The organism is Dyadobacter soli (assembly GCF_900101885.1).
Lineage (GTDB): Bacteria > Bacteroidota > Bacteroidia > Cytophagales > Spirosomataceae > Dyadobacter > Dyadobacter soli.
Genome location: NZ_FNAN01000004.1, coordinates 230,422 through 242,708, shown reverse-complemented (window position 1 = coordinate 242,708; position 12,287 = coordinate 230,422). Strand labels below are relative to the sequence as shown.

The following is a 12,287-nucleotide window of genomic DNA, read 5'->3' as shown; positions in this document are numbered from 1 at the left end:
TGTATCAATCCCAATCGTCGCCACCACCGAACCGGCGGCCGTAATCTTTCGAACCGCCTCCGCCTTTTTTGTTGCTGTAACGATCTTCGGTCTTGGGTCTGCCTCCCTGGTGACGGTTGTGATCATGACTGCGGTCGTGGTGTCCTTTGTCACGTTGTTTATCGGGCTGGCGGAAGTTGTTTCCACCACCTCCACCACCGGCGAAGCTGCGGTCGCCAAAACTGCGCTCGGCAGGTCTGGCTGGTGCGCTTGGTGCGTCGTCGTCGTCCTGATCGTCGTCGTCGGATGACGATGCGCGGTTAAGGTCCCTGCCTGTATTCCTGTCATCGGTCGGGTACGGTCTACTCCCGCCAGGGCCGTCATTACCGGCCGGTCTTGGCGAGCGGTTGTAGCCTCCTTCACGATTGCCTCCACCTTCCCGGTTATATCCACCTTCCCGATTGTATCCACCCTCGCGGTTGCGGTTATCGGGTCGCGGAGCACCTCCGTCGCCTCTGGGTTCTCTCTTTTGGGATTCATTCACAACGAGTGGCCTGCCATACATGTCCGCCCCGTTCAATGCATTAATGGCGGTTCTGGCCTCCACTTCATCGGGCATTTCTATAAACCCGAAACCTTTGCTTTGACGCGTGATCTTGTCAATGATAATTTTCGCCGAGCTAACTTTGCCATACTTTTCGAAAGCTTCACGCAGCTCGCTTTCCTTTAACTTAAAAGAAAGACTCCCAACAAAAATGTCCATGAAACGCCTTGTTTTTTATTGATTTAGATGTAAAAAAAATATGTTTACTCGAATTGAAATGCCACGAAATCTATGCGAACCACCGGATAGCTTTTATTTTCATATCAAGAGCCAAACCCGGCATATTTACTTTTCTCGGTCTTGATTTTCTGATTATTATATCAAAGCTAAATAAAATTGCCCAAAGTGATCCAAGGGGGCATTTTTTAATTTTTCTCTATAATTTGAGTCGGACGTCGTAAACAAAATCTCGGACCGACTGAATGGTGTAGACGGTAGCTTTGCGGAATAGGGGGTTGAGCAGGTAATTGAACTCGTCTTCCATGATCGCCGACGGGATTTTGATGACCCCGTAATCGGCTTTCCGGAGCAATGCCGTGCCGAAATCCTTGGTCGACGCGGGTGCTGGCGCATACTTCCAGTCGCCCGGTAATGCGCTTGCAGGCAGATCCAGAATATACGCCGGGTCTATTTCAAATGTCGTAATGCTGAGCGCCCTCGGAATGTCGTCGATGTTCACATTCGCGGTGTATTCCAATAATGCCAGCGCGCGGCTTTCGGAGGTGTAAATGCAGGGCGTAAGTGGGTGGTTCCAGCGGCCGCCATGCAGGCGGGCGCCCTCGCCATCGAGGTCGTGGGCGTAACGTGTGCGCCCGACTCTGTACACGATCATCGGCTACGGCATTAAGAATAAACCCCGTAATCAATGCGCCCGATCAGGTTTTTGACCTCCTCCCGGCCAAACTGGTTGTCCAGGAAATCAAAAGGCCGCTGACCGCCCAATGCTTGGTTAGGCCTGAAAACCCAGTCGTTGAAGCGCTCGATATCTTCGAAAACCTCATAGCCATATGAATAAATATCCGCCAGGCTCACAATCCGCTCACTTAAAGATTGATTGAACTTCTCATCCCCCTTTTTATTGATCAGCGTCGCACGCGCAACGGACAATGCGTGCGCAAGCTGATCATAATCCAATCCCGCCTTGTCCTTGAACCGCTCAAAATCATTTTTGCTGATCCCCTTCCGGATCATATCGATCTTCTGAAAGCTGGTCATCTGGCTTTCCGGCTTTTGCAGGGAAGTTTTAAAGATAATGCCCGGATGTGGCGTGCCATGGTAGGCAACATAAGGCTCGTTAAACGCAGGGCCGGGCAGGTCCCCAGGCTCAGGGTAATTTTTAGGTGTGTGCTTTTTCATGGTGATTTAAATATCTACTCAGTTAAGTATAATTTTATACTAATGTACGAATTTAAAAATGCCCCGCAAATAGCAGGGCATTTCGTAAATCACTTTTTCTTCTTACTCTTTTTCTTTCCTGTTTCAACAGGCTCCGGCGCCACTTTGGTCAGGTCCTTGATGCGGATGTTCCTGAATTTGAGTTCGGAGCCGTGGCCGAGGAAGCCGAGGTGGCCGCTGGTTCGTTTAAGGCCCGGATGCTCTTTGTGATCGACCGTGCCGTTTTTGCTGGCTTCGGCGAGGTCGCCGTCGAGGATTACGGTGCCGTTCAGGGTTACCTTGATTTTTGAGCCTTGCACGCGCACTTCTTCGTAGTTCCATTCACCATTCGGTTTCAGAAAGCCTCTTTTGGCTGGAATAATGCCATAAGCCGAGCCGTGGTATTGGTACTCATGCAAATCCTTGTAAATCTCGGCGTCATTGTCCAGGATCTGGATTTCGGTGCCTACGTAAGCGGCATCGCCTTCCATCGGCGTACGGATACCCAATCCATTGTTAGCGCCCGGTGTGAGCTGGAACTCGAAACGGAAATCGAAATCGCTGTACTCGTCTTTGGTGTAGAGATTGCCTTTGCCGCCCTTTTTCGGATCAACCACGAGCTCTCCGTCCTGGATGAAATAGTCGGTTTTGTTGCCAACCCATTCAAACATATTGGTACCGTCGAACAGCACTTTGAAATCGTCTTTCTGCTCCGCTTCGGGCAGTGTGAATTCAGGCCGTGGGATTTCGCGGACGTAAATGTCGCGGTAGTGGATCTCGTTGCCGTGTGCCTGCAATTCTAACTGCTCTTTCGCGAAAATCGGCAGGCTGCGGTCCCAGTAGTTTTCCAGTACCACATTATCCACCACATTCTCGCCATTCAAATCCACCGATACGCGGTCGCCGATCATGGTAATGTGGAAAGTATTCCATTCGCCAATGGCATTGTCGGCTACTTTGGAAGGCTTGCTGGGGTTTTTCTGGTTGTTATAAAGTCCTCCCGAGCCTACCTGCGCGCCTACGCTCACACGCGAGGTGTCCCAGATCTGCACCTGAGGTGTACCACGCAGGTAAATGCCGGCGTCGCCGTCCTTCTGAATCTGCCAGTCGACGTACATTTCGAAGTCGCCGTATTGCTTTACGGTGCAAAGGTTATCGCCGTGGCCGGAGAAAACCAGCTCGCCGTCTTTGGCAAACCAATCCTTGAATGCGGACTCATCCGCCTTTTTTTGTTTGTAAGCCAAAGAATCCGCGCCCATTTTGCGACGTGCGATCGGGTTTTGCACCAAACCTTTCCAGCCCGACAAATCTTTACCATTAAACAACGAAACGAAACCTTCACCGGCAGGCATTTCAGCCAAATGCTTGCGGATCGATTCGCGCTGGTAATCGGCGTCCTGGCCTTTCAAAAGCGGTGCCGCTTTGGTCAAAAGCGCGCGGATCTCGGCGCTGTACAGGTTTTTGTTCGCCAATGCGATGTTCATCACCGCTTGTGCCGCGGCTTGCTGCGTACCAGCATTGTCGAGGTATTTGCCGGCCAGTAACAATGAATTGAATGTGCGGCTACGACCCAGTTCTTTCAAAATGGCTTCTTTCTGGGCATCGGTTTTGGCAATGGCCAATGCTTCGCGGAGCATAATCACTTTGTTAGCGGCAGTTTTGCCCGATTTCGCGGTTGCTGCCACATAGCCTGTCAATGCCGCATTGAAATCGTCCGAATCGGAAGTGGTGCGTGCAATCGCAAGTAGTTCTTTGGCTGCACTGGCGTCCGTCCATGCGGAAAGCGCCGCAATCGCCTGTTTCTTTTGAGCAGCATTGCGGGAAGCTTCCACTACCGCCGCCAATGCTTTCTTGCCGCCAATGCTGGCCAGTACCGGGAGGTAATTGCCTTGTTTGTCGGCGGGAGAGGCCTGTATTTGTTTCAAAATCGCCTCCGTTTGGCTGTTTGCGTCACCGCTTTCTTTGATGGCCGCACTGATAGCCAGTTGCGTCGCGGTAACCTCCTCGGCTGTGCCACCGCTATTCAGCAAAGTATAGAGCTGAGGCAAATCATTACCGGTAGCCAGCGATTTCAGTGCATTGAATGCCGATTTACGGACTTCGGGGTTGGAATTCTTCAACTGCGCAGAAACAACCGGCAATTTGGCGCTCGCCTCACGCGCAGCCAGCACGTCGATCAGCGCCGATTGGGCAGTAGCAGGCGCAGTAGGAATGGCCGTAGCAACCTGATCTACCAGGGAAGCGCCTTTGATCGTCAGCAGGCTGCTTTTCACTGCTCCTACCTCGTCTGCATTAGCTGTTTTCAAAACCGGGATCAGTTTCGCAACGCTGCTTTCCTGCCCGATTCTGCCAGCCGCCCAAATAGCAGCCGTTTTTACTTTGCTATCCTTCGAAGTAAGCGCTTTCAGTACCACAGGCAATGCATCTTTCGACTCCGCACGGCCGAGCATGGTAATAATCTCCGCTTGGACCGTTGGATTAGCCTTTTTGTATGCATTCAACCAAGGCGTAGTGCCATCAGCCATCAGGTATTTCTGGCCGAGTTTTAATGCAGCCGCACGGTATTGCGCGTCGGTACTTTGCAATGCGCTTACCAGCACCGGTACGGACTCTCTCTTTTTGATATCCGAATAAATCTTCAATGCGGAAGAGCGCGTGGCCGATTGTTTCACATCCGGCGTCGCCTTGATCAGTGCAAGCGCTGACTTCTCCGCTGCTGCTCCATTGCCATTGGCGGCCAGATTAGCAAGGTATTTCAGGTAAACCGCCGTTGCATCGGCCTCGTCATAGCCATAAGCAGCCTTTTGCGCAGCTCCCGCCAGAATCGTCTCGGAAGAAAGAGCACCGATTTCCGAAAGGGAGTACAAGCTTACTTTACGAAGGTTCAACTCGTTGCTCGCGGCTGTTTTTTCAATAGCGCCCGCCGCTTCTTTGTAATGCGCGCCACCCAATGCCTCGGTGATCGCCAGCTGCGCGCTTCCGTTGGCATTACCCAGCGCTTGGAGCAATGCAGCACCGGCAGCAGGTGAACCAATGCGGGATAATGTGCGCGCCGCCGGCTGTGAAAGCCTTTCGTCTTTGAGATACCCCTTCAAAACTTCCACGGACTCATCCTTACCAACCGTTTGCAATTGGTAAATGAGGAAGTTTTTGCTGTCGGGATCATTCACTTTGGACAATGCTTCGCCATAGGCTTCGGCAGCGTCCTTGCGCAATGCCTCTTTGCCGGCCTGGGATGCATAGTAGGTGAAACCACCCAATGCGAACTGTATTTTAGTATTATCCCCTTTGCCCAAAGGCGTGAGCATGGAAGCAATCTGCACGAGGCCGGGCTTGCCGAGCTGCGCCAGTTCTTCCATGTTTTTCTTCAATGCCGCTTCATTCTGGGAAGGGAATTTCGACAACACGGCTTTGACTTTGGCGTCGAGCGAATTGTCGGATTGGGCCATGAGCTGCGAGGAAGCCAGGCAGAGGGCCATTATAGGGTAAAGTCTTTTTTTCATCGGATATGCCGTTGCCGCAAGCCGGGGAGGCCTGTCAGGTTAGCTGTTAGGTTTTTAAATGGTCCAGGGAGCACGCATTGGCTGGTTGATGAGCCGGTTTGCACCTTCGTCGTCTATAAATTCCTGCTTGTCAGGATCGTATTTCAGCGAGCGGCCGAGGCGCAATGCAATGAGGCCCATATTTACGATCGTGCACGAGCGATGGCCGTTTTCTTCGTTCAATGCGAACTTCTTGCGGTTCTTAACAGCGTCCACAAAGTCGGTAACCTGCGGTTCGGGATCGGGGAATGCGGCGAGTTTCTTTTCCAGGTCCGGAATATCCGATTTGAAATTGGGGTATAGCTTGCCTTTCGGGCCTTCGATGTAGGCAACTTTATCATCCTTGGCTTCGCCGTCGAGCACGATCTGGCAGCCATCGGCATAAGTGTAGGTAATGCGGCGCCAGGTTCCTACGGCTTCGGTATGCTGCTGGGGCGCATCCACTTCGACGCTTACGGGGCTGGTATCGTCTTTTCCAAGGAAATATTGGATAGGGTCGATGTAATGCTGGCCCATATCGCCCAATCCGCCGCCATCGTAATCCCAGTAGCCGCGGAACGTCTGGTGCACACGGTGTTCGCTGTACGGCTTGAAGGGGGCTGGTCCGAGCCACATATCGTAGTCGAGCTCGGCCGGTACCGCCTGTGGCGCATTATTTGTTTTACCTACCCAATAAAACTTCCAGTCGAAACCGGTATGCTTGCTCACGGTCACTTTTAATGGCCAGCCGAGCAATCCGCTCTGAACGAGCTTCTTAATGGGTTTTACGGTTGTATTCATTCCGTAGAAATTGCTTTCGAAACGGAACCAGGTATTGAGACGGAACACCCGGCCATGCTGCTGCACAGCCTCCACGAGGCGTTTTCCTTCGCCGATCGTACGCGTCATCGGCTTTTCGCACCATACATCCTTACCGGCGCGGGCGGCGTCGGCGGCGATAATGCCGTGCCAATGCGGGGGCGTGGCAACGTGCACGATGTCCACCTCGGGCAGCTGGATCAGCTCGCGGTAATCGGAAAAGGTTTTGACGCCCTTATCCACCATGTTTACGGCAATGTCGAGGTGCTTTTTATCCACGTCACACAATGCAACCACTTTGGTGCCTGCGTAAGGAATGTGGCCGCGCCCCATGGAGCCGGTGCCGACGATGGCTTTGGTGAGCGTGTCGCTCGGGGCGAGGTAACCTTTCCCCAGTACATGGCGGGGAACGATTGAAACCGTGGCCAGCGTGGCCAGCGAGCCCTTGATGAAGCTCCTGCGGGAAGTGCCCTTCGGAGAGGCTTCGCCTGCGGACGTTCCTTTCTCTTCTTTCATTCGTTAAGGTTCTTTTAGGAAGTAATTGTGATTGTTTAGTGCTTGTGAAATTAGGACAATATGAGGAATGCGCCAAAGCATTCCCGGGCATTACCTGATATTAATGAGGTAAGGCTGCGAAATCGACAAGAAAGTAGCAAAAAACAGGCAATACGCGCTGCGTGCTCGTTACAATGGGATATTGCCGTGCTTCTTTTTAGGCAATACATCCACCTTGTTTTCGAGCATTTCGAATGCCCGGATGAGCTTCGCACGGGTTTGGTCGGGGTAGATCACCTCGTCGATATAACCGCGGTGGGCGGCACGGTAAGGATTGGCGAATTTGGTGGTGTAATCGTCGATTTTTTCCTGCAATTTTTCGGCAGGGTTCTCCGCTTGGGCAATCTCGCGTTTGAAGATAATCTCAGCCGCGCCGCTCGCACCCATCACGGCGATTTCAGCAGATGGCCAGGCGAAATTCATGTCCGCGCCGATGTGTTTGGAATTCATCACATCATACGCGCCCCCGTACGCTTTACGCGTGATCACGGTAATGCGCGGGACGGTGGCTTCACAGAATGCATACAGCAACTTCGCGCCGTTGCTGATGATCGCATTCCATTCCTGATCGGTGCCGGGAAGGAAGCCAGGAACATCTTCCAAAACCAGTAACGGGATGTTAAAACAATCGCAAAAGCGTACGAAACGCGCGGCTTTCTGGCTTGCATGAATGTCGAGAACGCCGGCAAGTACCGCAGGCTGATTGGCCACAATGCCAATGCTCCGGCCGGCAATGCGCGAGAAGCCTACGACGATATTTTCGGCGAAATTTTCATGTACTTCAAAGAAACTGTCGGGATCGGAAAGCTCGGTGATCACCTCCCGCATGTCGTACGGCTGGTTCGCATTCCCGGGTATGAGCGTGTTCAATGCCGGACGCAGCTCGTCGCCGGGCGTGTAGGGGTATCGCGGGGCGTCATCCTCGCAGTTTTGCGGCATGTAGCTCAGTAATTTTTTAATGGATTGGAGGCATTCGACCTCGTTAGCAGAAACGAAATGCGTCACGCCGGATTTTGTCGCGTGCGTCATTGCCCCGCCGAGCTCTTCGGAAGTTACCTCCTCGTGCGTAACGGTTTTAACGACATTAGGCCCCGTCACGAACATATAGCTCGTGTTTTCAACCATTAATATAAAGTCCGTGATCGCCGGCGAATACACGGCGCCGCCTGCGCAGGGGCCCATTACCGCCGAGATTTGCGGGATTACACCGGAAGCCAATGTGTTTTTATAAAAAATATCGGCATAACCCGCCAGCGAAAGCACACCTTCCTGAATGCGCGCGCCGCCGGAGTCGTTGAGGCCGATGAGCGGGGCACCGTTTTTCATGGCCAGGTCCATGAGTTTACATATTTTCTCGGCATGGGTCTCCGAAAGCGAGCCACCGAAAACCGTGAAATCCTGCGCGAACACGTACACGAGCCGGCCATTGACTTTGCCATAACCGGTCACGACGCCATCGCCGAGGTAATGCTCCTTATCCAGCCCGAAATCCTTGCTGCGGTGCATTACAAACCGGCCTATTTCTTCAAAAGAACCTTTATCGAGCAGGATGGAAATGCGTTCGCGGGCTGTGAGCTTGCCCTTGGCATGTTGCGCCTGGATCCTGTTTTCACCGCCGCCCAGCTCAGCCTCAGCATTTTTTTGGTCTAAAAGTTCTTTTTTTGAAACAGCGGCGGATACGGATTCCATGTAATGCGGGGATATGGTTACATTTGTTGGTGAACGGTTATAAATATAGCTGCATTTTAATGATTCGGGAAATTATTGGACGTTTATGAGGTCGACAGGATGTGGTTTGCTTTTCCTGATCATAGGGCTCTGCACGCTGTGGAATGTCTCATACGCGCAGGTAACGGGCGGCCGCTCACGACTGGATTTTCTGCAATTACCTGCCCAGGCGCGCAGTACCGCGCTGGGTTCCAACCATATCACCGCGCAGGGGAATGATCCTGCATTGTTCCTCCAAAATCCCGCATTGCTCGATACGGCGAAGATTAACAATGTGTCGCTGAACCTGATGCCTTACCTGGCGGATACCAAGTTTGTGAATATGGGTTATGCCAACCGTCTCCGCAAAACCGGCGGCATTTGGGCGGTGGGGCTGCAATACCTGAACTACGGCACCATGCAGGAAACCGACGACATCGGAAATGTAGTAGGGGAGTTCCGGGCGGCCGATTATGGCCTCTCGGCAGGTTATGGGCACACATTAGGCGCATTCACGCTCGGTGCAACGGCCAAATTCGTCGGGGCGTCCATCGAAAGCTACCAAACCTGGGGAATGGCATTCGATTGGGGGGCTACATTCCGGCACCCGAGGGAAGACCTTACCATTGGTTTCGTTGCCAAAAACTTTGGTTTTTTAAAGCAGAACTACAATGGCGGGAATACGCCGGTACTGCCGTTGGATATGCGGGTAGGAGTGACTTTCAAACCTAAATATATGCCCATCCGGGTTTCGCTGACGGCGCATCATTTGAACCGTTTCGATATGGTTTACAATGATCCGAATCTGTTTTACACTTATGACCTCAATGGCAATAAACTGCCTAAAAAGACGGGCGTCGCTGAAAAGCTCGGCAGGCATTTATCACTTGGAGCAGAAATACTCGCTCACCCCAATTTCCGTATCCTGCTTGGTTACGACCATTTGAGAAGGCAGGAGCTCCGCCTGAACAACCGGGGTGCATTAGCCGGTTTCTCATTCGGCGCGTGGCTGCGCATTAAGCGGTTTGAAGTCGGCTACGGCCGGGCGCAATACGTCCCCGGCTTTGGCAGCAGCTCCATTTCGGTTGTGATGAATTTGAAAAACGGGTTTGTGAAGAAATCGGGTCAAGAGTAGTCATATTTAGTTAGGTGTTGTCAAGAGTGGTCAGGTGTTGTAAAGGATGGTCAGGTGTTGTCAAGAGTGGTCAGGTGTTGTAAAGGATGGTCAGGTGTTGTCAAGAGTTGTTATGTTTAGTCATTCGTTGTCTATTCATGACAATATTTGACTATACCTGACTATCCCCTGACCACACCTGACAATGCTTAACCACACCTGACTATCCCCTGACCACACCTGACAATACTTAACCACACCTGACAATGCTTAACCACACCTGACAATACTTAACCACACCTGACAATGCTTAACCACACCTGACAATACTTAACCACACCTGACTATCCCCTGACCACACCTGACAATGCTTAACCACACCTGACTATCCCCTGACCACACCTGACAATACTTAACCACACCTGACTATCCCTGACTAAACCTGACCATTAACCACCCTGCCGTTCGCGAGTTTGAGACAATGCGTCACGCAGCTCGGTATCTCGTTCGGGTAATGTGAAACGTAGATCAGCGTCCGTTGATCGGTATCGCAGATCGCATTTACCACTGATTTGAAGTAGTCGATCGCCTCGGTATCCAGCCCCTGGCAAGGTTCGTCGAGGATCAGCAGCGGCGGGTTTTTAACCAATGCACGCGCGAGCAGTACCATTCTTTGCTGCCCTTTTGATAATTGGGAAAAGTCTTTTTCGATCAATTCATGGACATGCAGCAGTTCAGCTACCTCATGGACGCGCTCGATCTGAGTTTCCGTGAGTTTTTTGAAAAATACCCCCGTAGCGTCGAAAAAGCCGGATGCGATGGTTTTGAAAACGGTCGTATTTCTGGGAAAATACAAATGCAATTCCGGTGAAACGTGCCCGATTTTTTGCTTAATATCCCAAATGGAAGCGCCAGCACCGCCGCGTTTCTGGTCGAACAAATCATAATCATTCGCAAAGCGCTGCGGATTATCGGCTGTGATAATGCTCAGCAATGTAGATTTGCCGGAGCCATTCGGACCCGATAATGCCCACTTCTCTCCCTTTGCGATCTTCCAGCTTACACCGTCGAGGATCTGGTCTTCGCCGTATTTTACCCGGATATTCCTCAAATCCAATGCGTAATCAAACGCGGTAAATTCCGGGTGACCGAAATGCGCCAGCTTCTCCGGATCGGGCTGTGGGAAATGCGGGGCATGCGTCGCCGCGGACCGGAACTGGCCGACCGGTTTTTGTGCGTCGATTTTGCCCGCTTCCAGTTCCAGTATATCGGTAATGCATGGCGGGATTTCGGTGGCGGTGGTGGCCATAACGATGGTCACGCCCTGGTTGGTCAGTTCGGTCAATGCATTGCGGAGTACCTCGCGTGAATGCACGTCGAGGCCGCTGAACGCATTGTCGAGCATTAATACCTTTGGTTTTTTCAGCAGCGATTTCGCCAAAAGCATTCTTCTCGTTTCGCCATTGGAAAGCGTCACAAACGGGTGGTCGAGCAGATGGGTAATGGATAGGAGCGTACTCACGCGCGCGAGTTCTTCGTCGCTTACTTTGGACGGCGCCAATTTTACGGATTTGTCGTCGACGGTTCCGACCGGTTTCAATTGGTCGGTCAAAATCGCACGCACGCTAGGCGCGCGCTCGGACTCGTACGCGTGGAAACGTTGCTGGTAATACTCAGCGCCGGCGCTTACAATGCGGTTGAACGAGTAATCGTTGGAGGCGAGTTCGATATTTTCACGCACGGGTGTGGTCCAGCCGTAGGCGATTTTGCCGGATAGCACGGGCCATTTCCCCGCGATCACTTCCAGCAGCACCGATTTGCCGGAGCCGTTCGGGCCGATGATCGCCCAATTTTTCCCTTGCTCGATATTCCAGTTGATTTCAGAAAGGACCGTTGATTCGTATTTGCGGACGGAGACGTTTTGAAGCGAAATGAGTGTCATGCGAAAAGCAGGTAATGAAAGGGCAAATACCAAAATTTTAGCCTCAAATGGAAACAAAAAGAGCATCCGTTGCGGGATGCTCTTGCTAAGCGTTTGAATCAGTGGCAGGTATCGCTAGTGATGCAATTCCATGTTGAATTCTCGGACCATCATCTCGACAAACGCCGAAAGATCGTCGGTTGTGCGGCTGGTAACGAGGCCATTATTGGTCACCACTTCCTGATCTACCCATATAGCACCTGCATTTTCGAGATCGTGGCGGATGGCGGAATAGGAGGTCAGCGTGCGGCCGATTACCACATCCGCGTCGATCAGGATCTGTGGGCCGTGGCAGATCGCAGCTACCGGTTTTCCTGCAAAAAAGAACGACCGGACAAAGTCGACCGCTTTTTGGTTGATGCGCAATGCATCGAGACCCATTACCCCTCCCGGAAGCAGCAGCGCGTCGTAATACTCGGGGCGCGCCATGTCCAGCGGCACATCCACGCGGTGGTTTTCACCCCAATCCAGGTGGCTCCACCCTTTCACGATGTCTTTATTGGGTGAAATCACGTGGGTAGTCGCGCCATGCTGGTTTAGGACTTTTCTGGGGCAGGTCATTTCCACCTGCTCAAATCCATCGGCAACCAGTATCGCGACCTTAATTAAATTCAGTGATTGTTCCATGGATTT

9 protein-coding genes are annotated in these 12,287 nt (G+C 52.1%); 1 reads left to right on the top strand and 8 read right to left on the bottom strand.

Annotated elements, in window-relative coordinates; translation table 11 throughout:
* Positions 1-4: 4 nt before the first annotated feature.
* The 6 genes from rbp to BLQ88_RS07585 form a co-directional block, all read right to left on the bottom strand.
* Complete coding sequence (gene rbp, locus BLQ88_RS07610) at positions 5-742, bottom strand: RNA-binding regulator (protein WP_090148143.1); 738 nt, start codon at positions 740-742, stop codon at positions 5-7.
* A gap of 217 nt (positions 743-959) precedes the next feature.
* Complete coding sequence (locus BLQ88_RS07605; protein ID WP_090148141.1) at positions 960-1,415, bottom strand: RES family NAD+ phosphorylase; 456 nt, start codon at positions 1,413-1,415, stop codon at positions 960-962.
* An 11-nt stretch (positions 1,416-1,426) separates the two neighbouring features.
* Positions 1,427-1,939, bottom strand: coding sequence for an Xre family toxin-antitoxin system antitoxin (locus tag BLQ88_RS07600; RefSeq protein ID WP_090148140.1), 513 nt, complete (start codon positions 1,937-1,939; stop codon positions 1,427-1,429).
* A gap of 89 nt (positions 1,940-2,028) precedes the next feature.
* Entirely contained in the window at positions 2,029-5,460 is a 3,432-nt protein-coding gene (locus BLQ88_RS07595; protein WP_090148138.1) for a 3-keto-alpha-glucoside-1,2-lyase-like domain-containing protein, read from the bottom strand.
* A gap of 54 nt (positions 5,461-5,514) precedes the next feature.
* A complete protein-coding gene (locus BLQ88_RS07590; protein WP_090148136.1) occupies positions 5,515-6,813 on the bottom strand; it encodes a Gfo/Idh/MocA family oxidoreductase in 1,299 nt (432 codons plus the stop codon).
* A gap of 168 nt (positions 6,814-6,981) precedes the next feature.
* Positions 6,982-8,541: an acyl-CoA carboxylase subunit beta gene (locus BLQ88_RS07585; protein ID WP_090148135.1), complete on the bottom strand. Its 1,560-nt coding sequence runs from the start codon at positions 8,539-8,541 to the stop codon at positions 6,982-6,984.
* A gap of 85 nt (positions 8,542-8,626) precedes the next feature.
* On the opposite strand from BLQ88_RS07585, the gene porQ reads away from it, so the two are divergent.
* Positions 8,627-9,694, top strand: a complete 1,068-nt coding sequence (gene porQ / locus BLQ88_RS07580) for a type IX secretion system protein PorQ (protein ID WP_090148134.1) — start codon at positions 8,627-8,629, stop codon at positions 9,692-9,694.
* A gap of 415 nt (positions 9,695-10,109) precedes the next feature.
* Here the strand turns inward: porQ and BLQ88_RS07575 are convergent, their stop codons facing one another.
* Entirely contained in the window at positions 10,110-11,615 is a 1,506-nt protein-coding gene (locus BLQ88_RS07575; RefSeq protein WP_090148433.1) for an ATP-binding cassette domain-containing protein, read from the bottom strand.
* Between the two features lie 114 nt (positions 11,616-11,729).
* Complete coding sequence (locus BLQ88_RS07570) at positions 11,730-12,281, bottom strand: type 1 glutamine amidotransferase domain-containing protein (protein WP_090148132.1); 552 nt, start codon at positions 12,279-12,281, stop codon at positions 11,730-11,732.
* Positions 12,282-12,287 lie beyond the last annotated feature (6 nt).